This is a genomic window from Pseudoalteromonas sp. MM17-2 (assembly GCF_022347945.1).
In the GTDB taxonomy this organism is placed as follows: Bacteria; Pseudomonadota; Gammaproteobacteria; order Enterobacterales; family Alteromonadaceae; genus Pseudoalteromonas; species Pseudoalteromonas ruthenica.
The window spans coordinates 158,051-181,716 of record NZ_JAKRFV010000007.1 but is presented as its reverse complement, the minus strand read 5'-3'; the positions used below and the strand labels follow the sequence as shown (position 1 = coordinate 181,716).

Here is a 23,666-nt window from a genome sequence, read left to right as displayed (position 1 = left end):
CCTTAACGACTAGAGAGTGCGAAAAAGCGCACTGAATCACCTTGGCTGACGCCTAAAGTGTCAGCAGCCTCGGCACTGATATAAAGTTGGTGCTTGATGTCGCAATATTCAACGGCATCACTAAAGATAGCGCGAAAATCGGCGACCTTATCGTTACATAACGCCCAAGTGGTGGCCTGCGGTTCAAGCTGCTCTTTGATGAGAATAGGGCATACTTTCGATTGGCGAACGGTGCTGATATTGCCTAGCTTGGCCTCCACCGTTGGCCCAGCATCGAAGAGATCAACATAGCCACGGTGCTCAAAACCCTCGCGTTGCAGCAGTCGTAACGCCGGCTTGGTGTTGTCATGGACCTGGCCAATGACCGCTTGGGCCGCTTCACTGAGAAGGTTGACGTAAATGGGGTACTTCGGCATCAACTCACTAATAAAGGTCTTATCACCTAAGCCCACCAAGTGGTCGGCTTGAGGGAACTCGATGCTAAAAAAGTGTTGTTGCAACCATTGCCAAAAAGGTGAATGGCCGTGCTCGTCGCTGACCCCACGCATTTCTGCGATGATGGTGTCGCTAAAGCGGTCGCTGTGTTCGGCCATAAACAAAAAACGGATGCGCGATAAGAAGCGTCCGGTGAGTCCTCGCCGATACGGCTCACGCAAGAACAAGGTGCAGATCTCCGAACAGCCAGTGTAATCGTTACACATAGACAAAGTATCTACGCGGTTGTAAACGTCTAAGCTTGGACTGTGATGCACCGACGTGGAGCGCCGATAATGATACAGCGGTACACTCATACCGACTGCCGCCTCAATGCCGGTGGTGCCGACAATATCACCGCTTTCGGTATCTTGCAGTACGAATAAGTAGCCCTCGTCGCCGGGGCCATTGACATGCTTTTCAACACTGCGCTCAGAGCGCTCGATTTTTGCTTGTAACAACTCGTCATCGACAGGCAGCGAGGTAAAACCATGGCCCGATTCGATGGCGATTTGTTTTAGCGCGGCGAAGTCATCGCCGCGAATAGGTCTAAGTACTAACATAAGTAGGCTCTTAGCCGTGCGGTCACTAGGCGTTAACCAGCGAAGCAACGGCTTTTTCGAAGCGTGCAAGCCCTTCTTTGATATCTGCTTCAGGGATCACCAACGATGGCGTGAAGCGAACTACATCGGCACCTGCGACTAAGCTCATTAAGCCGTTTTCAACGCTCGCATTAAGGAAATCACGGGCGCGGCCTTGGTAGTCGGCGTTAAGAACCGCGCCTAATAGCAAGCCTTTACCACGCACTTCACTGAACACGTTGTACTTTTCATTGATAGCATTGAGACCGTCACGGAATAGCTGTTCACGCACTTTTACCCCTTCTAACACTTGCTGTGTGTTTACCGTGTCAAATGCTGCTTCAGCGACCGCACAGGCCAGTGGGTTACCGCCGTAGGTTGAACCATGCGTGCCCGGTTTTAAGTGTTTGGCAATCTCTTTAGTGGTGAGCATGGCACCAATAGGGAAGCCGCCGCCCAGTGCTTTAGCTGAGCTAAGAATGTCTGGTGTTACGCCTAGGCCTTGGTAGGCGTAAAGCTCACCCGTACGACCAACACCGGTTTGAACTTCATCAAAAATAAGTAACGCATTATGCTTATCGCACAGTTCACGTACGCCTTTAACAAAGTCCATATCAGGGGCAATGATCCCACCTTCACCTTGCAATGGCTCCATCATCACCGCACAGGTGTCGTCGTCAATAAACGACTTAAAAGTCTCAAGGTCGTTATAATCGCAGTGAACCACTTCACCCGGTTTTGGCCCAAAGCCATCAGAGTAAGCGGCTTGGCCACCCACGGTAACGGTAAAGAAGGTACGGCCATGGAAGCCTTTGTTAAACGCGATGATTTTTGCTTTCTTTTCGCCGAAATTATCCAACGCCCAACGACGAGCTAGTTTTAACGCCGCCTCATTGGCTTCAGCGCCGGAGTTAGCAAAATACACTTGATCGGCAAAGGTTGCGTCGGTGAGTTTTTTCGCTAAACGCAGAGCCGGTTCATTGGTCATAACGTTGGCAAGGTGCCAGATTTTACTACCTTGTTCTTTTAATGCAGTAACCAGAGCTGGGTGGCAATGGCCCAGGCAGTTTACCGCGATGCCGCCGGCGAAATCGATAAATTCATTACCTTGTTGGTCCCAAACGCGAGAGCCTTCCCCTTTTACCGGAATAACCGCTGACGGGTTGTAGTTTGGCACCATTACTTCATTAAATAGTTCACGATTTACTTGCATGACACACCTTTATTTTTACTGTGCTTGGCCGAGTCATTGCTGCACCAAGCATAGATTCATTAAAACTTATTGCTATGGTGCCGTTAATCAAGTTCAATTTGCAGTGCCATATTGTTAAAATTGATTATAATAGCCATCAAAATAACGAAAAAGGCATGCAAAATGGTTAACCCACAAGATGAAAAGTTGTTGTCCTTGCTGCGCACCAATGCTCGCGCCAGTATTTCTGACTTGGCCAGAGCACTGGATTTATCTCGTTCGACGGTACAAAGCCGGATGCAAAAGCTAGAAGAAAGTGGCGTTATCAAAGGTTATAGTGTCGAGTATGGTGACGCCTATTTATCATCCATGGTGTCAGCCCATGTGTCGATTAAGGTGAAACAAAAGCTCACCACTAAAACCAACATTGAACTCAAGCACATAGATGCGATTACCGACTTATATGCCATCAGTGGCGAGTTTGACCTGATCGCGGTAGTGCAAGCGCAAAATCTCGAAAAGCTTAGTCACTTGCTTGATGATATTGGCAACCTGGATGGCGTAGAGCGCACCAATTCATCAGTCATTTTAGAAACAAAATTTAAACGCTGATGTAGGAAAATGTTTCCTTGAGGTACAATAAATAACCATAAAGTGCTTGGTTTTTAATCATATGCACTAAAATATGACAAATTCATGCTTTAGTTGTAAAGAGATGTAAATGCTCTATTGAGTGTATGTTCCTATTTGCGTAAATTCGGTTCCTTCATTCACAATGAAGGAAGGTCAATGAACAACAATAAAATAAAATTAAGCGCCTTGACCAGCGCAATGCTTATCGCATTAAGTGGTTGTGGTGGCAGCGACAGCGACGATCAACCTGTAGTTGATACTGCACCGAAAGCTGGGGAAGTCAGTCTTGAGGGAGTGAAACAATGGCAGCCGGTGACCGGCACTTTGATTGCTCACGATCAAGATGGCGATGCTATCACGCTGACATTCTATGACGAAGAACAGGTGGTTGCGGCCGAAGACGGCATCTATACGTTTTCACACGGCACTTTAGCACTGGGTGAAGACAAAGAGTTTATCTACACCTCTTTATCAGGACAGCCTGCTGTTATCAATTACGATGTATCCGCCAATGGTAAAACGTCGGCTGGCAGCATCACTATCAGCGATGTTACTGGTGATCCCTTAGCAGCGCAGCAGTGGCACTTACATAATAATGAGCAGCGCGCTTTTGCTCAAAGTGATATCTTCAAAGAACAGCTTGCTGTGCTTAATGGCATCGCCGAGCAAGACCAAGAAGCGTACTTCGCCCAACTCGAGGATTCGTTCGTTTCTAGCCGCGCTGCCGGTGCGGACATGAACGTATTGGAAGCGTATAAACTGGGGATCACGGGTAAAGGCAGTATTGCTGTCGTGGTCGACCAAGGCGTGGAAATTGGCCATGAAGATTTGGCTGACAACGTGCTTGCTCACCGCTCTTTAAACCTGCGTGATGATGCCCTCGACCCAACTAACCCGACCATCACCGGCGATAAAACATCGCGTCATGGTACTGCGGTGGCTGGTCTAATTGCAGCCAAAGCACACAATGGTGTGGGTGGTCGTGGTGTGGCCCCTGATGCGGGAATTATCTCTATGAACTTCCTGGATATTCCCAACCAAAATGCCGCCCATGTGGGCGCTTTAATCAGTGGCTTACCTGCCAGTGGCATCCAAAACCATGAGCAAGTGGTGTTCAACCGTAGCTACGGCTATACCCCACCGGCGTTCTTACCAGAGGACCCGTTTGAAGAGGCCAACATGGCCTACGCCAGCGATGTGTTGCGCGATGGCAAAGGCGCTTTAAGCATTAACGCAGCGGGTAATGACTTCGAAGAAGGCCGCCACAACGGCAATTACTGTAGTTCTTCAGGTGTTAATGACATCGGCCTAAGCTGTATTGATATCAACGTTTCGCAGGCTAACCGTAGCTTACACAGTGTTTCTGTGGCGGCACTGAAAGCCAATGGCGAGCGTTCAAGCTATTCTATTGCCGGTAGTGCTATGTTTATTGCGGCCCCTGCTGGTGAAGACGGCAGCTGGGAGCCAGCAATGGTCACCACGGACGAAATGACTTGCTTGCAAGGTGCATCGGGACTGCCGATGATGGATGCCCTAGAGAGAGCATGGGGTGTGCCGCTTTCGTTCCTTGAAGGATATAAGAACTTTGACTTCCCGGGTCACCCAATGAACCCAAGCTGTCACTACAGTAACTCTATGAGTGGTACGTCATCTGCGGCGCCAAACACGGCGGGTGTGGTCGCGCTACTAATGGAAGCTAACCCAGATTTGAGCGCTCGCGACATTCAACATATTTTGGCGACAACGGCGAGCATGACTGACGCTGATAACGCCGCTGTTACGCTCAATACGGCTAACGGCGAGTTTGTCGCCCACCAAGGTTGGGTAGAAAATGCGGCAGGTTACCACTTCAATAACTTCTATGGCTTTGGCCGTGTGAATGCCGGTGAAGCGGTTAAAATGGCGCTGAACTATGATGTTGATTTAGGCGAGCGTCTGCAATCAGACTGGCTTTCAGCGGGTGTTCAAAATGATGATGCATCATTAGCCCTAGTGGTTCCAGATAATAACGCGGCAGGTGCAACGCACAGCATCGAAGTGGCGGATGACTATACTATCGAAGCAATGCAGTTTAGCTTCACAGTGGCTAACGAAGAAATGCGCTCCGATTACCGTCACCCAGAAATCCCGGGCCTGATTCAAAGCTCTGCGGGTTCAGACTTGGCTATCGAAGTGACTTCGCCAAGTGGCACTAAGAGTGTGGTTCTTGCGTCTCATCATGCGCAGCTTTACCCAGCATTGGATGCCAACTTCAACTTTGCTCAAGGTTATGTTCACTTGCCAACGGTGCATTTCCGCTCAAACGCTTTCTATGGCGAGAGTGCGAAAGGAACCTGGACTGTGAAAGTCGTTGATACGGCGCAGCCTAATCAAGTTGCGTTTAGTATGAACGGTCAAACCAGCGTAGTCTTCCCTAACGAGGCAGAATCTGTCCTCGAGGGATGGGGTTTACGTGTAACTGGTCGTCAATAAGGAGCATAATAATGAATAAGTTAACAACTCTTGCAATAGCGCTAAGCGCTGCGATTATGGCGCCAGTTCATGCTACAACGCTAAAATCGACTATGGACCAAGATAATAAGCTAAGCACTCAAGATGTGCCTGCGATCAGTGCCGCTAAGTTAGAGCGAAAAGCCAGCGTAGGTCTGTATGAAAAGGTGGACAATGTCCGTATCGTACCTGCTTACTTAGCCGATCCGGCTAAAACTGTGAGCGTGCAGGGTACTAATGCCTACGTGCAAGCCAATGATGGGGCGCTAACCAGTGACCGTGAGGGGCTGTGGCAAGGCGATGTAATGCGCCACTCATTGCGTGGTGAATTTGCAACAGTAAGCGGCAATTTAGTGCTCATCCCTGCGGGCGATATTGACGCAGTACTTAACACTTTCGACTTACAAATGGTTCAAGAGTTTGCTAATGGCACCGTTTTGGTTAAGCCAGCGACGGCCACAGAATTGCAGCAACTTAATGACCAGCTACAAGCTTCTGATTTGGTTAAAGCCAGTAAAGTAGAAGTGTTACACAAGGTCGTTGATGCTTTCTAAGCACATTTAAGCGAAGTAAAAAGCCCCACTAGTTGGGGCTTTTTTGTTGGCGAATATGCAACTCACCATCAATATGCACGTCTCGTTGTGGGAATGAGATAACCACATCATGCTCGGCAAATTTTTCACAAATTCCAAAACGGATATCGCTTTTTATTTTCCGTACGTTGGACTCGGCCTCCGCATTAACCCAAAAGACTGCATCGAAGATAAGCGCACTGTCGCCAAAATCTTCAAAAATAACGCTATGAGGTGGGTTATTGAGTACGGTGGGCACCTCTTCTAGCACTTCGGTGATAAGCTGAGCCACTAAATTCACATCACTGCCATAGGCCACGCCAACTCGAACATAGGTGCGCGCCATGGTATCGATCAGTGTCCAATTGGTTACGGTATTCTCTAGCAGCTGGCTGTTAGGAACCAGTAGGTGCACGCCATCGTTACGGCGAATACGGGTCGAACGGGTGTTAATCGTTTCCACAACGCCCTTGGCATCACCGACCTCTAAAAAGTCGCCGATACGGATGGGGCGCTCACCGATGAGGATCCAACCACTGATAAAGTTGTTAATGATATTCTGTGCCCCAAAACCGACGCCAATCGCCACGGCCCCTGAGACAAATGCGAATGCGGTGAGCGGAATATTAAGCACTTCAAGGGTGGTAAAGATGATAATAATGATGCACAGCACCAAATAGATACGTTTGAATAAAAGCGCCGCATCTGGCCCCATTCGCTTTTGTATAATCCGGCGATGGATAAGCCGACCAATGTAGCGCACAACGAGCCACACGCCGGCGATGATAAGTGGGATCTGAATCAAGGTCGCTAGGGTAAACGCGGAGCCGCCGTAGCTGAATATAACGGTATCCAAGGATTCGGTAATTTGTTTTAGCATAGGACTATCTAGCACCCTATTACTCCTTAAATAGGTGGTCAGTGAGGCGCTATACTACAAGGCTTTGGAGCCATCGCTGACACGCTCTCTTTGTTGTTGTGTTAATTTTATAACATAGACATTGCGGCCTATCCCATTAAATTCCTCATCGGTGATAACCAGGGTGTCATTGTCGTAAAACGTGACGGCTTCTTTTTGTGTTACCAAACCGAGATTGATCTTATCTATGGTACCGGAGAAAAAATTATCGCCTTGCCAGTTCTCGAACAGCCATAAATGGGTGGAGTCTAGCAATACCAGCTTTTTCCTATCTGGGCTCATGGCTGCGGATGTCACCCAACATAACTTTTCGGCGGTGGTACAGGTTTGAAACGAGGCGATAAATTGCGCTTCATAATTACCCGCGTGATTGCCAATACGGTACAAGTTCGTTTTACCATCAAATGGTTGAGTTCTATTTTTGGTAAATAAGTACAGTTGGTGTCGATACTCAACAAAGGCTTCTAAATCAAAGTTCTTACGCTCAGGCGTAAGCGGCTGCTCCCACAATTCTTTGTAGGTGAATTTAATGATCTCTGCGTTGGTTTCATCAGATTTAATATCAATGGGGTTTTCTATTTTATAAATTGTCAGCCAGCGGCGCAGATTATCGTTGTTACCAAAGTCGCCTAAAAAGAAATGGCCAAATTCGTTTTGGGTCATGTCTTCCCAATCAATGTTCTTGGCATTGACCACTTGCACGCGCCGTTGCACTTTGCCTTTGTCATCGACCTGATAGAGAAATGGGCCATCGCCACTGTCGTTAATGGCCCACAAGCAACCACGTTTATCAAACTCAATCCCCGACACCTCTTTAAGTTGTGGATCTAGGGTGACAAACTTGTTCTGATATAACTGATAACTCAACCAGATAGCGCCGCCGCCAAGGACGATTGCACTGAGGGAAATAAGGGTAATAAGCGTTTTTTTTATCATAATCTGGATGGTGTGGAAAAACGCTGGGCATTATAGCAGGGCCACAGTAGGGATGCCTGTACCTGAGTATGAATTTTTTCAATAAAAAACGCGGCACAAGGGCCGCGTTATGATGTGCATATAAAGCGTTTATTTACTCTTTGCTGTCTTCCACGAGACCACGGCGTTTAAGTAATGCGTCGGTGGTTGGCTTTTGACCACGGAATTCAATGTAGCTTTGCATTAAATCACGGCTGTTACCACGCGAGAGTACTTCTTTACGATAGTGATCACCGTTTTCACGGGTCAAGCCACCTTCATTTTGCATATGTGCGAACGAGTCCGCTGCAAACACTTCTGTCCAAAGGTAGGCGTAGTAGCCCGCGCTGTAACCGCCAGCAAAGATGTGGCTAAAGTAGCAGGTTTTATAGCGCGGCGGCACTGGGTAGTAATCAATGCCGTGTTTCTCAAGCGCGTTTTGCTCAAACTGGGCAAAGTCTTCAACCTTGGTACCCGGTGCAATAGAGTGCCATTCCATATCCAGCAACGCTGCGGCTAGGTATTCTGTGGTATCAAAACCTTGGTTAAAGGTATGCGACTTCAATAACTTATCTAACAGCTCTTGAGGGATAGGCTCGCCAGTTTTGTAGTGCTTAGCATAGTTAGCGAGTACGCTCGGCTCAATGTTCCAGTCCTCGTTAGCCTGAGACGGGAATTCAACGAAGTCACGCGCAGTGGCCGTACCGGCAAGCGATGGGTATTTTACATCGGAGAACAGACCGTGAATGGCATGACCAAACTCGTGGAACATAGTCGTAACTTCAGAGAAGGTCATCAGTGTTGGCTGACCTTCAGCTGGCTTGGGAATGTTCTGCGCGTTATAAATAACAGGCTTGGTTCCTTTAAGGTGGTTTTGCGATACATAGGCACTCATCCACGCGCCGCCACGCTTACCTTCGCGGGCATAAGGGTCAAGGTAGAATAGGCCAATTGAGCTGCCATCTTCATTGAACACTTCCCATACAAACACGTCTTCGTGGTAAGTTGGCAAGTCATTGCGCTCTTTCATGGTGATGCCATAAAGCTTATTCATAGCGAAGAACAGGCCGTCGTTAATAACGGTATTCATTTCGAAATAAGGCTTTACTAAGCTTGCATCAATGTCATATAGCTCGGCGCGCACCTTAGCTCCGTAATAAGCCCAATCCCAAGGCTTAAGCTCAAAGTCTTTACCGTCTTTTTTGATTGCTGCTTGAATGAGTTCAGCTTCAGATTTGGCTTTAGCGACCGCTTTCGGCGCAAGATCATCAAGCATAGTGAACACTGCATCCGGCGTTTTCGCCATGCGATCGTCTAGCTGGTAATGAGCCCATGATTCAAAACCAAGCAAAGCGGCTTTTTCTGCTCGAAGCTGCGCTTCTTTAATAGCAATTGGGCCATTGGTTTGTTGCGCGCGCTGTGATGACGTGCGCCACACTTTTTCACGTAGCTCACGATTTTCGAGGCTTGAAAGAATGGGCTGACGGGTGGTGTTGACCAAGGTGATCATGTAGCCGTCTTTTCCTGCTTTTTGTGCAGCTGCCTTTAAGCTGGCAATTTCATCTTCAGCTAAGCCCGCTAATTGCGCTTTGTCTGTGACTAAGATGGTGTCTTGTTTGAATGACTTTAAAATATTTTGCGAAAACTCAGTGCTGAGTTTAGAAAGCTCAGAGTTAATCTCACGCATACGTTGCTTTTGGCTTTCGTCGAGCTTTGCACCCGCACGCACAAAGCGTTTATAGTAATATTCAACGAGGCGCTGATCTTCCTTGTTTAGCGTGTCTTTATTGTCATAAACAGCAGCGACACGGTCAAAAAGGGCTTTGTTTAGATAAATATTGTCACGGTGCTCGGCTAATACCGGCGCCATTTTGGCATCGATACGCTGATATTCGTCGTTTGAGATCAGCCCTGAGAGATTGTTAAAGGCGGCGCGTACACGGTCCAAAATGGCGCCGGATTGTTCCATTGCCACCAAGGTGTTTTCAAAAGTAGGCGCTTCAGAATTGTTAGCGATAGCTTCAATCTCAACACGTTGCTCTTCAATCCCCGCATCAAATGCCGGCTCATATAAACTGGTATCAATCTTATCAAATTCGGGCGCCATATATTGCAATGGGCTCGGGCTTAAAAAGAGATTTTCTTGAACAGCGTCGGTGGTGGTTTTGGCTACTTGTTCGGTTTGAGCTTGGTTTTGTTCGTTGTTAGCAGGTTGCTCGCTACAGCCTGTAACTAGGGTAGTCGCAGCAATCGCTGCGGCAATCATAGATAAACGCATTGCTTACTCCATTATCAGGAAGTTATTGTTGTCAGTTATCGCATGAGCAAGCCATATCCCCGGGAGAATGCAGTGACTTGCACTGTGTAATCATGAAAAGAAGGGTGGGGCTCTTTCATTTTGATAGGCTGTAACATTACTGGCAAAGTGTGCTGACAACAAGTAACTTGGCCTTAATTCTGCGCTTTTTCGTCGATTTGTTGGTGTTTTTTTCATCTTCAGCCATGCTTAATACCCAGGTAAAGCGTTAAATTCTTCTCCAACCCTATGCTTTTGTTTGATTGTGAAGTTTTTTGCGGTGGGTATACTTGCGTCGTAGTGAAGATTGAGTGCGAATTTGGTAGCCGAGGAGAGCAGGGTTGGACGTTTTTGTAGCGCGCCAAGCAGTATTTAACAAGCAGCAGAAGGTGGTTGCTTATGAGTTGTTGTTTCGCGATGGTGAAGATAACCGCTTCCCGAATGTCGAGGATAAAACCGCGACAGCCAAACTGATCTATGACAATCAGCTCAATCAAGGTTTATCATTTCTCACCGGTGGGCGAAAAGCGCTGATCAATTTTGGTGAGCAATCGCTACATGCCCGTTTAGGGGAGTTTCTTCCTACCGATAAAGTGGTGATTGAGATACTCGAGACTGTTGAGCCCAGTGAGGAGCACTATCAGTTGTGTCGAGAGTTGTTTCATCGTGGCTTTCGTTTGGCGCTCGATGATTTTCAATACCACCCACAATGGGAAAAGTTTCTAAAGCTAGTGCGGCTTATTAAGTTTGACCTTATGCACAGCAGCTTTGAGGAAATAGACCAAACCCTCGCAGTGTTAAAAAAGTATCCAAATATAAAGTACCTAGCGGAAAAAGTAGAAACGCAAGAGCAATACGAGCAAGCTAAAGCACGCGGTTTTGATTTTTTTCAGGGCTATTATTTTGCTCGTCCGCAAATGGTTAAACAGCGCGATTGTGTTGCTCGCTCGGCATTGATCATGATGATTTACAGCATGACCCTCAAGCCCAATATTAATCTCAATAAACTCAGCGAGGTATTTTCTCAAGACACCGCCTTAGCCTACAAACTATTGCGCTTTATTAATTCTGGGCTGTTTCCGCTTAAAGAGCGTATGGACTCCATTAAGCAAGCTTTGGTGTATCTTGGTGAGCTGCGGGTGCGGCGTTTTGTGTCACTGATAGTGACCGCCCATATCGCCCATGAAAAACCGCTTGAGCTGACCAAAATGTCGTCAATTCGCGCCCGTTTCTGTGAGCTATTAGCAAAGCGTTATTTCCCTCATCTCAGTAGCAGTGCGTTCCTTGTGGGGCTCTTTTCACTCATTGATGCCATGCTCGATAGACCCATGCAAAGCATTGTAGAGCAATTGCCTTTCCCTGATGATATTGCCAATGCGCTAAATGGGGAAAACAACACCTTGTTTTATCTGCTCGAGCTAGTAAAAGCGTACGAGTCTGGCAGTTGGTGGGCGATGCAAAGAGCCTGTGTACCGCTCAACATCAGTGATGAGGGGTTGCCCAATTTACACCAATCGGCCATTACCTGGTCGCAAATGTTCGATGATTTGTAAAACGCGTCGATAGCGCTTAGCACCCTGTTGTTTGGCGTGCATATGTAGGTGGCTGATCGGCAGATTGCGCTTGTGTGTAAAGCACATAGCACTGGTCATCTTGCACCGCGCCGTCGTCATCAAAGTCATAGCCAATATAGGTAAAATCGATGCCTTGTTCTTCAAATACTAAGGCTTGGCTAAATTCCACCCGCTTGACGACATCGGTATTGTCTAAGAAAAACCATTTCAACCTCACATCCGGGCTGTCGTCGCTGAGGTCAATGACACCGTCTCGGTTTAAGTCAACATCAATCAGGTCATTGCGCCCGGTCACCGCAGTGGCTCGGTAACTAGGCATCTGCGCCTTCATCTGCATCAGTGTATTCGCCTGCTCGATACTGGTTTGCGCATTGGTCAACACGGCTATGCGCGCATCATTTTGTAAATTCAAAAAACGCGGCAACACGGTGATACTCAACACCGCCAGAATAACTATCACGATGATGAGTTCAATCAAGGTAAAACCCTTTTGCAAGCGGTGCTTATTAGAGGGGGAACAACAGATTAAAGAATGCATGAAACTGATACCGCGTATAAATACAACCGTGCTATGGTAATGTTTTTTATCGACAATGTCAGCGCTATTTGTTTCGTGGAGGGGGAGTGTCTAAGGCCAGTTTGTTCGCCGAACAAGGGTATTATCGACAATTAATCACCGATGCGCGCCGCACTGAAATTGATGCGTTGCGTGGGCTTGCCATCCTTGGCTTGTTGTTCTTGAATGCCCCTTTTTTCATTTATTTCGATTATGGTTACATCGCACCGCCCGGTACCCATTTAGCCGACTCGCTGCTCTATGGCATACAGGTTCTGCTGCTTGATGGGCGCTTCCGGGGACTTTTTGTGGCGCTCTTTGTGGTGGGGTTAATTGTCCAGTGGCAGCGCCGTGCCACGGACTCGCGCGACGAACCTATGCACTATTTACGCGCCAGACTCTATTGCTTAGCGGTCATTGGTCTGGTGCATGGGATGCTCTTGTGGGCGGGGGATATCTTACTCGGGTATGCCCTTGCCGGGCTGTTGTTAGTGACGATGTTAGATTCACCCGCGAAACAGCAGCTGCGCCAAGGCATACTGTTTACTATTGTTGGAAGTGCAGTGCTATTGACCTTAAGTGGGTTGTATATTGAACCTGCACTCACCTATGGCGACGAGCAATACCAAGGGTATCTCATTCAAGATAACTTTCACTTTTTAGCTACGCGCTCAAGCAACGCTATCAATATGCTGCTGATGACCTTGGTATCCCTATTTTCTGTGCTGTGGCTGGAGTTAGGGGCGATGCTGTTGATTGCAGCGACATGGCGCAGTGGTTTTTTATCATCGCCTTGGTCACATCAGGTGAAGCTGTCTGTCGGAGCTGGATTGCTGCTTTGCTTACTGCTAAGCGGCATTCATCTTGGCTATGGTAATAGCTTTACGGCAACGCTAAGCCTTATTGCGAACTCCATTAGTGGCACAATCACGGCGTTGATTGCTTTGCATTGGCTCAGTCGTAGACGCTTACGCATTGGTGTAGGAGTTAGGCTGCTTGCGAATGTTGGGCGCTTATCGCTCAGCTGTTATCTGGCACAGAGCGCATTGATGCTGGTCATTACCCATTACTTTGGATTGTATATCGCACAAAACTTTGCGCTAGCGCATTACGCGCTATTGGCCTTTGCCATTATCATTGTGCAATTGCTCGGTGCGAACGTGTATCTGCGTATCTTTACTCAAGGCCCCGCAGAATGGGCTTGGCGCAAAGCGGTAGAGCGATGGCGCTAATACCATCAACATAAACTATACTAAGCGCTAGCCAAGGAGTTCCTTTGAAAAACCATGTTATCTTATTTGCCATCCTTTATGTGTCATCTTGCTTTAGCGCACAGGGCGCAATGCGGGTGCTGTTTGTTAACCCATCTACAGCGGGCGACCCTTTTTGGCATAAAGTAGAGACTTTTGCGGTGCAAGCTGCCGGGGACTTAGACATCAATTTAGACATTGTTTATGGCGACGGTCATCGAGAGTTTCAGCATCGAGCCATTGCTCGGTATTTAGCCACTCATCCTGCGCCGGATTATGCGGTGCTTATCAATTACCCCGGCGGCAGTGGTCAGTCTATGCAGTTATTGGAGCAGCATGAGGTTTATTTTGTCACGTTGGAAGAGACACTGTCCCAACAAGAGCGGGAGCTTGTGCAAAAGCCTGGTGAGCGCTTCCATTATTGGTTGGCGGAGCTGTCCCATGACAACCAGCACGCAGGGCAGCAACTCGCTTCTTTTTTGCACAATAAAGCTATTGAGCAAGGCATAGAGTCACCGCTGGTGGCGGCGATAGGGGGCACTACGGAGGAGAAACAAACCTGCGTGTGAATGGATTGCGCGACTTTTTAGCAGACCACCCAGGACAACTAGTGCAAGTCGTGCATGGTCGTTGGCAGCAAGAAATTGCCCGTCAACAAACAGCCAAACTATTACGGCGCTATCCTGAGTTAAGTATCATCTGGTGCGCCTCGGACGCCATGGCGCTGGCGGCTGCACAACAAGCCCAGCAACATGGCAAAGTAGTCAATAAAGATATGTTTATCGGCGGTTTTGATTGGCTGGCCGACTCCTTGAGCGCTATAGCCGATGGTAGCCAGACGGCGTCAGTGGGTGGACACTTTTTGATGGGGGCTTGGGCTTTGGTCAAGGCCTATGATCACCGCTTTTCAGTGTCAAAAAGCAGCACTCAAGAAGTGCGCTTTAAACTGGCAATCGCGCATCAGGGAAACGTAAAGCGCATCCTCCCTTTGGTGGATCCCGATAATTGGCAGCAAATTGATTTTAAAAGCTACACAAAAACCCATAACAGCACACTTGATGAGTACCCCTTCGATGTGCAAAGTATCCTCAATCAACACTTTTAATTCTGATTTTTGTTGGTAACTGCTTTACAATGCGCAGGTGAAAAAGAAGCAATAAGTAGAACTATGAGTCAACCTACGCGCCTTAATAAATACATAAGTGAAACCGGATTTTGCTCGCGCCGTGAGGCGGATGCGCTGATCAGTGCGGGGCGAGTCAGCGTAAATGGTCATGCGCCACAAATGGGCGACAAAGTGACTGATGCCGACACCATTCACATTGATGGTAAAGCGCTTAAAACTAAGCCTAAACGTGTCTATATCGCCTACAACAAGCCAACGGGTATTACTTGCACCACTGAAAAGAAAATAAAAAGTAATATTGTGCGAGCGATTAATTATCCCGAGCGTATTTTCCCTATTGGCCGTTTAGATAGGCCCTCCGAAGGGCTTATCTTCCTCACCAACGAGGGCGATATCGTCAACAAGATATTGCGCTCAGGGAATAACCACGAGAAAGAGTACGAAGTGCGGGTTGATAAGCCCTTAAACCGGCGCTTTGTTGAGCGTATGAGCGCAGGTATTCCCATTCTTGGCACTGTTACCAAGAAATGTAAGGTTGAGCAAACCGGGTCGGATAGCTTTCGCATCATACTGACTCAAGGCCTGAATAGGCAAATTCGTCGCATGTGCGAGTATCTTGGCTATGAAGTAGTGACCCTCAAGCGCACGCGCATCATGAATGTGACATTAGCCGGGCTGAAAAGTGGTCAATGGCGCCATTTAAGTGATGCAGAAATGGCCACTATTAATGATCTAATAGCGGACTCTGGTAAAACCGAAGAGCATTCTAAAACTGAGCACAGTGTGCCCTCTGAGCGACATTCCAATACACCGAAGACTGCACCACCAAAGCGCAAAGCCGTACCTCGAGCTCGCACAGCGCCTGTACACAAGCCAAAAAGTAAGGCAAACAAGCGGGTGAGAGGAACATTGAGGCTAAAGAAATGATGCGCTTTATTGGCCTTGTGCTGCTTATTTTTATAACCGGTTGCTCGCAATCAGACAAAGTGACGTTGCGTGCTGGCGATTCTATTTTAGCGTTCGGTGATAGTTTAACCGTGTCGGTGGGTGCAAAAAGCAGCACCTATCCCGAGCAACTCGCTCAGCTAACAGGGCTGGAAGTGATAGCCAGTGGTGTCTCTGGCGAGCAAACAGCACAGGGCCTTGAGCGCTTTAAACGTGCACTCGACACGCACCAGGTTCAGGCGGTGGTGTTACTTGAAGGCGGAAACGATTTTTTGCGTAACCAAGATAGCGGGCAAACAAAAGCGAACCTAGGCGCGATGATAACGCATGCGCAAAGTAAAGGGGTTGCAGTGATCCTTGTGGCGGTGCCGACCAAGTCTTTGTTTTTGTCTGACGCGCCGCTATATCAACAATTAAGCGAGCAGTATCAGGTGGTGCTGGTGGCAGATATACTGTCTGAATTACTAGGCGATAACCGCTTTAAATCTGACGCTATTCATCTTAATGACCAAGGCTATCGACGCCTAGCGTTAGCCATAGCCGATGTGATAGAGGTTGAACGCTAACAAAAAAAGCCAGCTTAAGCTGGCTTTTTAATGACTGCTGATCTCATCCGTTGCGACGGTGGCTGTGTATGGCAAAGAACTTACAATAAAGCACCGGGACCACAACCAGCGTGAGTATGGTGGCAAAGCCGAGACCAAACATGATGGTCACCGCCATGGACTTAAAGAACACATCGAATAGCAGCGGGATCATCCCTAAAATTGTGGTGATAGCCGCCATGGAAACCGGCCTAACCCTGGAAACGCCAGAGTCAAACACCGCCTCGTAAGGGTCTTTACCTGCAGCTAACTCGATATTGATTTGATCCAGCAACACGATGCCGTTTTTAATTAACATGCCTGAGAGGCTCAATAGCCCCAGCAGTGACATAAAGCCAAAGGATGCGCCCATGGCCAGCAAGCCAGCGCTGACACCGACGATGGCCAAAGGCACCGTGGCCCAGATCACCAGAGGTTTACGCACTGAGTTAAACAGCAACACGGTGACCGCGAACATCGCTAGATAACCCAGCGGTAGCGAGCCAAAAATGGCTGAGCGTGCTTTGTTGGCAGACTCATACTCGCCACCCCATTGCAGTTCATAGCCTCGGGGCAGGGAGATGGCTTCGATATCGCCACGTACACGGGCGAACAACTTCGCAGGGGTTTCATCGCCAAGTAAATCATGATCCGCCATCACGGTAATGGTGCGCTTGCGGTCGCGACGCATGATGAGGGGGTCTTCCCAGCGTACGGTGAAGTCATCCACCACTTGCGTCACTGGCACAAACACGCCTAATACGGGACTGTAGATTTGCAAGTCGCGCAGTGATTCAACGTTTAAACGCTCGTCTTCTGGAGAGCGGGCAATGATTGGCAACAACTGGGTGCCATCGCGATAGAGTCCCACTTTCTTACCTGACACACTGGTGAGCAGCAACTCGTCTAAATCCGTTTTACTTATTCCCAAACGGCGGGCTTTTTGCTCATTGAGCTGTGGACGGATGAGCTTTGTGCGGTGGCGCCAATCATCGCGAATGTGAAAGGCTCCGGCGTCACTTGCGAGAATTTGCTTCGCTTGCTCAGCCAGTTGTCTTAGCACCACAGGGTCGGGGCCAGAAAAGCGTGCTTCGATTTTTGCATCGGTCGATGGCCCGATTTCCATGCGTTTGAGCTTTAGCTTGGCATCAACAATATGATTGCGCTCGTAGTCACGCACCTTAGCTATCATGGCCAATACAGCTTCTCGGTCCTTTACCCGAACAATGAGCTGACCATAAGCAGGGTATTGTTTTTCTGGCGCATAAGTCAGCATAAAGCGCGGGGCCCCTTGACCTATGGTGGCGGTGACCTCCTCAACCAACTCCTGCTCGAGTAAAAACTGCTCGAGTTTGGCGATACCTTTGCTGGTGGTGCGAATATCAGCGCCCTGATAATGCCAATAATCTATGTAAAACATAGGCGTGTTAGAGGCGGGGAAGAACGACTGTTTGACCGATTTAAAGCCCACTACCGCGCCGACTAAAAGGATTAGCATTAATACGATAGTGGTTTTGCCGTAATGCATGGCATGGCGCAAGATAAACTTATAGCCACTAAATAAAAACCCTTGGTAGGGATCTTCATCGCCTGCTTGGGCTTGGTTTTTGTTCTTTGGAGTGCGGAACATCACATCAGCAAAAAACGGCGTAAGGGTGATGGCGGTGATCCAGCTCAGTAATAGCGAGATCATCAACACCCAAAATAAGCTGCCGGCAAATTCACCACTGGCGTCCGAGCTCAGGCCAATGGGGGCAAAGGCGGTAATGGCGATAACCGTAGCCCCAAGTAAGGGCCATTTGGTTTGATTAACGATATTGACTGCTGCCTTTAGTTTGCTTTGCCCGCGCTTCATATTAATAAGAATGCCTTCGGTGATCACAATGGCATTATCCACCAACATCCCTAGTGCGATGATCAACGCCCCAAGGGAGACGCGTTGTAGGTTGATATCAAAGAGCACCATAAAGATAAAGGTGCCGAGCACGGTGAGCAGCAAAATACCACCAATTAAAATACCGCTTTTAACCCCCATAAACAGCAGCAACACCACTATAACTATGGCCACCGCTTCGACCAGGCTGATAATAAAACTGGACACCGACTTGTCGACTTCCTGGGGTTGGTTGTAAATGGCGGCGACTTCCATGCCATGGGGACGCTGATACTCCAGCTCTGCTAAATGGGCATCGATACGTTGACCCACGTCAACGACATTGACGTTGCTGGCAAAAGAAAGACCAATTAATAATGCCTGTTGTTGGTTGTAGCGCACCATATGCGAGGGCACCTCAGCATACTCGCGATAGACCTTGGCGACATCGCCGAGATAGATGAGCTCGCTGGCACCGGGCTTAGAAATAAGCACATGTTCAAGTTCAACAACATTGTCAAACTCGCCGGTGGGATGCAGGCGAATAGACTCGCCATCGACCATGACGCGACCGGCGTTAGAAACGGTGTTTTGCGCTTGCAACAAGGAAAAGATGCGCTCAGGACTGAGCCCCAGTTGTGCGAGCTTATGGGTCGACACCTCGACAATCACTTGGCTTTGCTGCTCGCCGGCTGCGGTGACTTTGCCAACGCCATCGACCAGCACCAGTTCACGCTTGAGAAAATCAACATAGTCTTTAAGCTCATCATAGGAGTAGCCATCACCGGTCACTGCAAGGGTGACACCATACACATCACCGAAGTCATCAATGACTTGGCTGGGATACACCCCCGGCGGCATAGATGCCGAAACATCATTAATCTTGCGGCGTAGTTCATCCCAAATTTGCCTTAGATCCTCTTTGCGATAGGTGCTTTTCATCTCCACCGTAATCTGGCTTTTGCCGTTAGAGGAAATAGAGGTGACATAGTCGACGTAGGGCAATTCTTGAATCGCATTTTCGATTGGGTATGTCACTTCTTCTTCGACCTGCTGCGGTGAGGCCCCAGGGTAGAGGGTAATCACCATGGCTTTTTTCAGAGTAAACTCTGGGTCTTCTAACTGTCCGAGAGAAAAGTAAGAGACCGTTCCACCGATGAGCAGAAACAGCGCAAACATCCAACTAATAACTTTGCGTTCAATGGCAAATGCAGCAAGATTCATTTATAGGCCTCGCTCTTTTTGCCATGGGCGCACCTGCATCCCTTCTTTGAGATAGTGTACGCCTGCGGCCACTACTTGCTCGCCGCTATTTAGGCCTGAGCGTATCTCTAGTCCGTCTCGGTGCATTTGCCCGACTTCCACCTGGCGTTTATGCACAGCGCCGTCTTTATAGACCCATACATAGCTGTTATTCGCTAGGCCTTGTTGCGAGTCAGAAAAGACCGCTTCCACCGGAATTTTATGCCATGACTCGGCATTTCCGGTGATTTTACTGATATCAATATACACATGGCCGCTCATCCCCGCTAACAAGTTAAAATCTTCGGGCACGGGTAATGAAAATACCACTTTGTAGGTGAGCGTAGCAGGATCGGCTTGGGTGTCGTATTCTTTGATGTTGAGCGTATAGGCCTTATCTGGGTAGCCGTCAAAGATCACCGTGGGTTGATACAAGGTATCCTTGTTGACGCGGGCCACCAACTTCTCGGGTACTTGGATAACTACGTCCATTAAATCTCGGGTTTCTAAGCGCAAAATATTTTGCTTTGCCTGAATGTTTTCAAAATTCTTAACGAATACTTTGGCAACGGTACCGGCGAAGGGCGCCCTTAACTCTGAGTTGTCTAAGTTAGTTTTAGCAATATTGAATGCCGATTCGGCAACTCGGGCGTTGGCGACTGCTTCATCGAGTTCTGCTTGGCTGGCAATGTTGCGCTCATACAGTGTTTTTACGCGCTTTAGCTGCGACTGAGCTAGGTCATAACGGGCCTTGCGCTCTTCATACTGTAGCTGGAAATCTTCAGGGTCGAGCTTAGCGAGTAGCTCGCCTTTTTCTACTTCCTGACCCGCTAACACGGGAAATTCTATGAGTTCTCCATTGACACGAAAGGCTAAGTAGGAGCCTTGGTGGGCGACTACTTCAGCAGGAAAGCTACGCATAACCTTTTCATCAGCGTGACCCACGCTAAAGAGTTTAACCGGTCTGATGGGCGGCTTTTTATCGGTTTTGGGCTGCTCTTGTGAGCACCCCGTTAGTGAAATCATCGCGAGCAAGACTAATACGAATAGACTGCGAGACATGAATGAGACTCCCTGTGAATAGTGTGTATGTATGCCAGTATAAGAGCACGCTGGTGCGTTAGCTTACTTTGCCGTAGACTAAAATAAAAATTATAAATTACTTATAACTTCATAAGGTAATGTTATGAAGCTGGAATGGCTAAAAGTACTTGATGTGTTATCTCAGTGTCGCTCGCTCAGTGAGGCGGCAAAGCGTTTACATAAGACCCAGCCGGCGCTGACGATGATGGTCAAGAAAATAGAGCAGAGCGTCGGTTTTGCTGTGGTCAATCGTGAAGGTTATCGGTTTTCACTCACTGAACAAGGTCAGGCGTTTTGTCGGCGTGCTCAATATGTGCTGCGCGATATGGACGAATTGAGTGAGTTCTCCAGCGAGCTCGCCAACGGTAATGAGCCAAAGTTTCGCATCAGCTACGAGCAAGTGTGTGTTGGCGAAGAGCTCAGTATTTTGCTGCGCGATTGCTATCATGCCTTTGCTCACACCGAGTTTGAGATTGACAGTGGTCGGCGATTCACCGCGCTAGAGCAAGTTAATAGCGGTAACAGTGATTTAGGGATTGGCCCCTGGTTTGATATTTTTCACGCCACTGGCGACTTAGAAAGTTTGCCGCTCGGAGACATTGAAGTGGGTGTTGTGGTTTCACCGGAGCTTATTCAACAAACTCAGATCAGTTACCGAGAGCTCCAAAGTTACCCCTGTGTGGCGATGTTTGAAAGTGATCTGCATTTTGAAAGTGGGCGGATGCCGTTTTTAAATCAAGCGGCGATGATGAAGCTCGACGATATATTCGCGCTGCGCTCCATGTTGCTTGCGGGGGCGGGCTGGGCCTTAATGTGTCTCGATTTGTGTCAACAAGAAATAGCGACCGGGCAACTGCAAGTGATTCATCTGAGCGATAGGGAGCACGCGTTCCGTGCGCAGATTCGTGCGTTTCGTCGACATTCCCGTCATCACGGTCCCGTAGCTCGACATGTGTGGGCAAAATTGCAGGAAATAGCCCATGGATAAAGCCGCGATGATTTATCAAGTGGTCGCCGCCATTCCTAAAGGCAAGGTATGCAGTTATGGCGAAGTAGCCAAACGAGCTGGCTTACCTGGCTATGCCCGTTATGTGGGTCATACCCTTAAAAACCTACCCTCTGACTCTCGCTTGCCTTGGCATCGGGTGGTAAACAGCCAAGGCAAAATATCGTTTGCGCAAGGCAGTGAAGGGTTCACACGACAACAACAAGCACTGCTTGGCGAAGGCGTGCTTGTAATCGACGGGAAGATCAATATGCGCCGATTTTCTTGGCATATCTAACAGCGAGTTTGCGTTATTGGCAACTAAATAATGTATAGGTAAATGGCCAAAAAGTGGCAGGTACAGGCAACCAGCACGAATAAATGCCAGATTGCATGGCTGAGGTGGCGATGTTTGGCGCTGTAGAACAAGGTACCCACACTGAATAATACCCCACCCAATACCAACAACCACATCGCGCCCCCGGGCAGTGCAAGATAAAGTGGATAGATAAACGCAAGCGCTATCCATCCCATCACTAAGTAGGTGGCCAAAGAAATTCTCGGTCGCGGGATTTTTGCAGTTAATTTGAATATCACGCCAAATAAAGCAAACCCCCAAATAGCAAACATGCCTATCCAGGCCCAGTATCCGCCTAGCGCAAGTAATAAAAAGGGCGTGTACGTACCGGCAATTAATAGGTAGATGGCACTGTGGTCAAGCTTTTTTAGGACGCGTTTGGCCTTGTCACTTACACTGGCGTGGTAAAGGGTTGAACTGACGAACATTAAAATGAGGCTGGCACCGTATACGCTGGTCGCTACCACAGCGGTTATGGATTCGCTGACGAGCACCATAGCGACCAAGGCCACAATAGCGAGTAAGGCACCAAGACCATGGCTTAACCAGTTTAACTTTTCTTCAAACGGGGAATAACCACTCACTTGCATCTGTTTTAACTCATTATTACTTGCTACGACGAACCAACTATAACCGTTCAGCGTACACATGTACACCCAAATAGAGGTGTTAATTCGGAACAAAAATTCGGTTGGTTTAATTCGCTAATTGCAGTGTGAAAAAAGCTAAAAAATAGTTTTTATTTTATGTGGCTAATTTTCCATTTTGCCTGTTGGGAAATAAAAGTTCATTTATTACATGCACTTAAAAAATTTATTGGTTCTGGCACAACCTTTGTAATAGATGATGCGACTAATTAAACAATACCTTAACAACAGGAACATCATCATGAAAACGTTAACCAAGGCAACAATTCTGACTTCCGCTTTATTTGTAAGTTCAATGGCAAATGCGAACTCACTCACTCAAGAAATTGAACAGGCTGTTCGCTCTGCTGCAAACGAAGCGTATTCATCACTCATCCAGTCACAGAAACAGGCACTACGTGATGCAACTCAGATGTTATTTTCCGAGCAGCGCCAAGCAGCGGATAAAGCGTCTGATAAAACGAATGCGAAGGAGCAGGGTGATGACGCTTAATTTTGCCTTACTAGGGCTTATGCTGCTACCCGTAGCAAGTTTGTTTGGTACCTACCTAGGCATTAGTGTCTGCCGTAATTTCGGTTGGTGGGGAGAGTAGTTGTCCTCACCCTAACTATTTCACTGGCGAGTTGATCGGCATTAACAGACATGACGTAGTATACGCACTACTCACCGTCCTAGGATTATTATGAAGTATGCCGTGTTCCCTCTGCCGCTGGTGTTGTTGCCGCAGGGCGTGACCAAGCTCAAAATTTTCGAGCAGCGATACATTCACATGGTAAAAGAGTGTCTGCGCGAACAACGCGGCTTTGTGATTACCCCTTTAGCCAAGGAAAATGACGACCAGATAAGCGAATTTGGTTGCCTAGTTAAAATTATTGATTTTGATCAAGACCCGACTGGCCAGTTGTTGATCACTGTGCAAGGTGAAAGCCTGATGCGCATAGACAACATAACCTACCTCGATAACGGCTTACGCTATTGTACTCATCCCATTGAAATAGAGACTGCGACCGTGCCTGAGGTTGAACTAAGCGATTTGGCGCAGGCTTTAAAATGGGTGTTAGACAATAATCCAGAGCTCAAATGCCTATATGATTGCCCTAACTACGACGATGCTAAGTGGGTCGCTTATCGTTGGTTAGAGATATTACCTGTTGATTATAATCAAAAAAAGTTAATAATCCGTGATCACAACTTTGAACAACTGCTCGACTTCCTCCATACTGTAATTAATTTCAACGAGCGATGATCTATCGCGCCACTCCTTGCGTAAATCTCACAAATAAAAGTATTACTGAGGCAGCCAATGGGATTGCAAAGCGTGTTAGACAAGC

Annotated in this window: 22 protein-coding genes; 13 read left to right on the top strand and 9 right to left on the bottom strand. The window is 47.9% G+C overall.

Translation table 11 applies throughout. From position 1 onward, the window contains the following. Positions 1-2: 2 nt before the first annotated feature. On the bottom strand, positions 3-1,037 hold the full coding sequence (gene astA / locus MHM93_RS08370; protein WP_022946782.1) for an arginine N-succinyltransferase: 1,035 nt from the start codon (positions 1,035-1,037) through the stop codon (positions 3-5). A 25-nt stretch (positions 1,038-1,062) separates the two neighbouring features. Further along, complete coding sequence (locus MHM93_RS08365) at positions 1,063-2,268, bottom strand: aspartate aminotransferase family protein (RefSeq protein ID WP_239448661.1); 1,206 nt, start codon at positions 2,266-2,268, stop codon at positions 1,063-1,065. Between the two features lie 162 nt (positions 2,269-2,430). Between MHM93_RS08365 and MHM93_RS08360 the strand changes: the two genes are divergently transcribed. The 3 genes from MHM93_RS08360 to MHM93_RS08350 all read left to right on the top strand — a co-directional run bounded on the left by MHM93_RS08360 (position 2,431) and on the right by MHM93_RS08350 (position 5,924). Beyond that, positions 2,431-2,859, top strand: a complete 429-nt coding sequence (locus MHM93_RS08360) for an Lrp/AsnC family transcriptional regulator (RefSeq protein WP_053909376.1) — start codon at positions 2,431-2,433, stop codon at positions 2,857-2,859. A 177-nt stretch (positions 2,860-3,036) separates the two neighbouring features. Next, the gene (locus MHM93_RS08355) at positions 3,037-5,352 is read left to right on the top strand and encodes a S8 family serine peptidase (protein ID WP_239448660.1); all 2,316 of its coding nucleotides are present in this window, start codon (positions 3,037-3,039) and stop codon (positions 5,350-5,352) included. 11 nt (positions 5,353-5,363) lie between these two features. Next, the gene (locus MHM93_RS08350; RefSeq protein WP_239448659.1) at positions 5,364-5,924 is read left to right on the top strand and encodes a hypothetical protein; all 561 of its coding nucleotides are present in this window, start codon (positions 5,364-5,366) and stop codon (positions 5,922-5,924) included. A 28-nt stretch (positions 5,925-5,952) separates the two neighbouring features. Here the strand turns inward: MHM93_RS08350 and MHM93_RS08345 are convergent, their stop codons facing one another. The 3 genes from MHM93_RS08345 to MHM93_RS08335 all read right to left on the bottom strand — a co-directional run bounded on the left by MHM93_RS08345 (position 5,953) and on the right by MHM93_RS08335 (position 10,093). Next, positions 5,953-6,822 (bottom strand): mechanosensitive ion channel domain-containing protein, encoded by an 870-nt coding sequence (locus MHM93_RS08345; protein ID WP_022946788.1) that lies wholly within the window; start codon positions 6,820-6,822, stop codon positions 5,953-5,955. Between the two features lie 54 nt (positions 6,823-6,876). Then, complete coding sequence (locus tag MHM93_RS08340; protein ID WP_239448658.1) at positions 6,877-7,797, bottom strand: hypothetical protein; 921 nt, start codon at positions 7,795-7,797, stop codon at positions 6,877-6,879. Between the two features lie 133 nt (positions 7,798-7,930). Then, positions 7,931-10,093 (bottom strand): M3 family metallopeptidase, encoded by a 2,163-nt coding sequence (locus MHM93_RS08335; protein ID WP_239448657.1) that lies wholly within the window; start codon positions 10,091-10,093, stop codon positions 7,931-7,933. A gap of 359 nt (positions 10,094-10,452) precedes the next feature. Between MHM93_RS08335 and MHM93_RS08330 the strand changes: the two genes are divergently transcribed. After that, on the top strand, positions 10,453-11,664 hold the full coding sequence (locus tag MHM93_RS08330; RefSeq protein ID WP_022946791.1) for an HDOD domain-containing protein: 1,212 nt from the start codon (positions 10,453-10,455) through the stop codon (positions 11,662-11,664). 16 nt (positions 11,665-11,680) lie between these two features. Here MHM93_RS08330 and MHM93_RS08325 read toward each other — a convergent pair whose 3' ends face one another. After that, positions 11,681-12,223, bottom strand: coding sequence for a prepilin-type N-terminal cleavage/methylation domain-containing protein (locus tag MHM93_RS08325; protein ID WP_239448656.1), 543 nt, complete (start codon positions 12,221-12,223; stop codon positions 11,681-11,683). Positions 12,224-12,309: 86 nt separating this feature from the next. On the opposite strand from MHM93_RS08325, the gene MHM93_RS19445 reads away from it, so the two are divergent. The 5 genes from MHM93_RS19445 to MHM93_RS08300 all read left to right on the top strand — a co-directional run bounded on the left by MHM93_RS19445 (position 12,310) and on the right by MHM93_RS08300 (position 16,128). Continuing rightward, positions 12,310-13,473: a DUF418 domain-containing protein gene (locus MHM93_RS19445; RefSeq protein WP_239448655.1), complete on the top strand. Its 1,164-nt coding sequence runs from the start codon at positions 12,310-12,312 to the stop codon at positions 13,471-13,473. Between the two features lie 44 nt (positions 13,474-13,517). Beyond that, positions 13,518-14,060 carry a hypothetical protein gene (locus MHM93_RS08315; protein WP_239448654.1) on the top strand — a complete coding sequence of 181 codons (543 nt, stop codon included), beginning with the start codon at positions 13,518-13,520 and terminating at the stop codon, positions 14,058-14,060. Then, positions 14,057-14,596, top strand: a complete 540-nt coding sequence (locus MHM93_RS08310; RefSeq protein ID WP_239448653.1) for a substrate-binding domain-containing protein — start codon at positions 14,057-14,059, stop codon at positions 14,594-14,596. Before MHM93_RS08315 ends, MHM93_RS08310 begins: the two co-directional genes overlap by 4 nt. A gap of 63 nt (positions 14,597-14,659) precedes the next feature. Further along, entirely contained in the window at positions 14,660-15,544 is an 885-nt protein-coding gene (rluF, locus tag MHM93_RS08305; RefSeq protein WP_239448652.1) for a 23S rRNA pseudouridine(2604) synthase RluF, read from the top strand. Continuing rightward, on the top strand, positions 15,541-16,128 hold the full coding sequence (locus tag MHM93_RS08300) for a GDSL-type esterase/lipase family protein (protein ID WP_239448651.1): 588 nt from the start codon (positions 15,541-15,543) through the stop codon (positions 16,126-16,128). Before rluF ends, MHM93_RS08300 begins: the two co-directional genes overlap by 4 nt. A 43-nt stretch (positions 16,129-16,171) precedes the next feature. Here the strand turns inward: MHM93_RS08300 and MHM93_RS08295 are convergent, their stop codons facing one another. Continuing rightward, positions 16,172-19,243, bottom strand: coding sequence for an efflux RND transporter permease subunit (locus MHM93_RS08295; protein ID WP_239448650.1), 3,072 nt, complete (start codon positions 19,241-19,243; stop codon positions 16,172-16,174). Beyond that, positions 19,244-20,323, bottom strand: coding sequence for an efflux RND transporter periplasmic adaptor subunit (locus MHM93_RS08290; protein ID WP_239448649.1), 1,080 nt, complete (start codon positions 20,321-20,323; stop codon positions 19,244-19,246). A gap of 124 nt (positions 20,324-20,447) precedes the next feature. On the opposite strand from MHM93_RS08290, the gene MHM93_RS08285 reads away from it, so the two are divergent. Together MHM93_RS08285 and MHM93_RS08280 are read left to right on the top strand one after the other, a co-directional pair. Next, the gene (locus tag MHM93_RS08285; RefSeq protein WP_239448648.1) at positions 20,448-21,332 is read left to right on the top strand and encodes a LysR family transcriptional regulator; all 885 of its coding nucleotides are present in this window, start codon (positions 20,448-20,450) and stop codon (positions 21,330-21,332) included. Beyond that, positions 21,325-21,627, top strand: coding sequence for an MGMT family protein (locus MHM93_RS08280; protein WP_239448647.1), 303 nt, complete (start codon positions 21,325-21,327; stop codon positions 21,625-21,627). The genes MHM93_RS08285 and MHM93_RS08280 overlap by 8 nt, the downstream gene beginning before the upstream one ends. A 23-nt stretch (positions 21,628-21,650) precedes the next feature. On the opposite strand, the gene MHM93_RS08275 is transcribed toward MHM93_RS08280, so the two are convergent. Beyond that, a complete protein-coding gene (locus tag MHM93_RS08275) occupies positions 21,651-22,277 on the bottom strand; it encodes a hemolysin III family protein (protein ID WP_239448705.1) in 627 nt (208 codons plus the stop codon). A gap of 298 nt (positions 22,278-22,575) precedes the next feature. Between MHM93_RS08275 and MHM93_RS08270 the strand changes: the two genes are divergently transcribed. Next, positions 22,576-22,827 carry a hypothetical protein gene (locus tag MHM93_RS08270; RefSeq protein WP_239448646.1) on the top strand — a complete coding sequence of 84 codons (252 nt, stop codon included), beginning with the start codon at positions 22,576-22,578 and terminating at the stop codon, positions 22,825-22,827. Between the two features lie 190 nt (positions 22,828-23,017). Further along, the gene (locus MHM93_RS08265; protein WP_239448645.1) at positions 23,018-23,581 is read left to right on the top strand and encodes an LON peptidase substrate-binding domain-containing protein; all 564 of its coding nucleotides are present in this window, start codon (positions 23,018-23,020) and stop codon (positions 23,579-23,581) included. The last annotated feature ends 85 nt before the right edge of the window (positions 23,582-23,666 follow it).

Excerpts from the sequence above, each read along its gene's own strand:
- MHM93_RS08270 (WP_239448646.1), top strand. The coding sequence starts at position 22,576 with ATGAAAACGTTAACCAAGGCAACAATTCTGACTTCCGCTTTATTTGTA.
- MHM93_RS08325 (WP_239448656.1), bottom strand. The coding sequence starts at position 12,223 with ATGCATTCTTTAATCTGTTGTTCCCCCTCTAATAAGCACCGCTTGCAA.
- rluF (WP_239448652.1), top strand. The coding sequence starts at position 14,660 with ATGAGTCAACCTACGCGCCTTAATAAATACATAAGTGAAACCGGATTT.
- MHM93_RS08275 (WP_239448705.1), bottom strand. The coding sequence starts at position 22,277 with ATGCAAGTGAGTGGTTATTCCCCGTTTGAAGAAAAGTTAAACTGGTTA.
- MHM93_RS08350 (WP_239448659.1), top strand. The coding sequence starts at position 5,364 with ATGAATAAGTTAACAACTCTTGCAATAGCGCTAAGCGCTGCGATTATG.
- astA (WP_022946782.1), bottom strand. The coding sequence starts at position 1,037 with ATGTTAGTACTTAGACCTATTCGCGGCGATGACTTCGCCGCGCTAAAA.
- MHM93_RS08300 (WP_239448651.1), top strand. The coding sequence starts at position 15,541 with ATGATGCGCTTTATTGGCCTTGTGCTGCTTATTTTTATAACCGGTTGC.
- MHM93_RS08365 (WP_239448661.1), bottom strand. The coding sequence starts at position 2,268 with ATGCAAGTAAATCGTGAACTATTTAATGAAGTAATGGTGCCAAACTAC.
- MHM93_RS08290 (WP_239448649.1), bottom strand. The coding sequence starts at position 20,323 with ATGTCTCGCAGTCTATTCGTATTAGTCTTGCTCGCGATGATTTCACTA.
- MHM93_RS08355 (WP_239448660.1), top strand. The coding sequence starts at position 3,037 with ATGAACAACAATAAAATAAAATTAAGCGCCTTGACCAGCGCAATGCTT.
- MHM93_RS08280 (WP_239448647.1), top strand. The coding sequence starts at position 21,325 with ATGGATAAAGCCGCGATGATTTATCAAGTGGTCGCCGCCATTCCTAAA.
- MHM93_RS08335 (WP_239448657.1), bottom strand. The coding sequence starts at position 10,093 with ATGCGTTTATCTATGATTGCCGCAGCGATTGCTGCGACTACCCTAGTT.
- MHM93_RS08345 (WP_022946788.1), bottom strand. The coding sequence starts at position 6,822 with ATGCTAAAACAAATTACCGAATCCTTGGATACCGTTATATTCAGCTAC.
- MHM93_RS08295 (WP_239448650.1), bottom strand. The coding sequence starts at position 19,243 with ATGAATCTTGCTGCATTTGCCATTGAACGCAAAGTTATTAGTTGGATG.
- MHM93_RS08340 (WP_239448658.1), bottom strand. The coding sequence starts at position 7,797 with ATGATAAAAAAAACGCTTATTACCCTTATTTCCCTCAGTGCAATCGTC.
- MHM93_RS08265 (WP_239448645.1), top strand. The coding sequence starts at position 23,018 with ATGAAGTATGCCGTGTTCCCTCTGCCGCTGGTGTTGTTGCCGCAGGGC.
- MHM93_RS08285 (WP_239448648.1), top strand. The coding sequence starts at position 20,448 with ATGAAGCTGGAATGGCTAAAAGTACTTGATGTGTTATCTCAGTGTCGC.
- MHM93_RS08360 (WP_053909376.1), top strand. The coding sequence starts at position 2,431 with ATGGTTAACCCACAAGATGAAAAGTTGTTGTCCTTGCTGCGCACCAAT.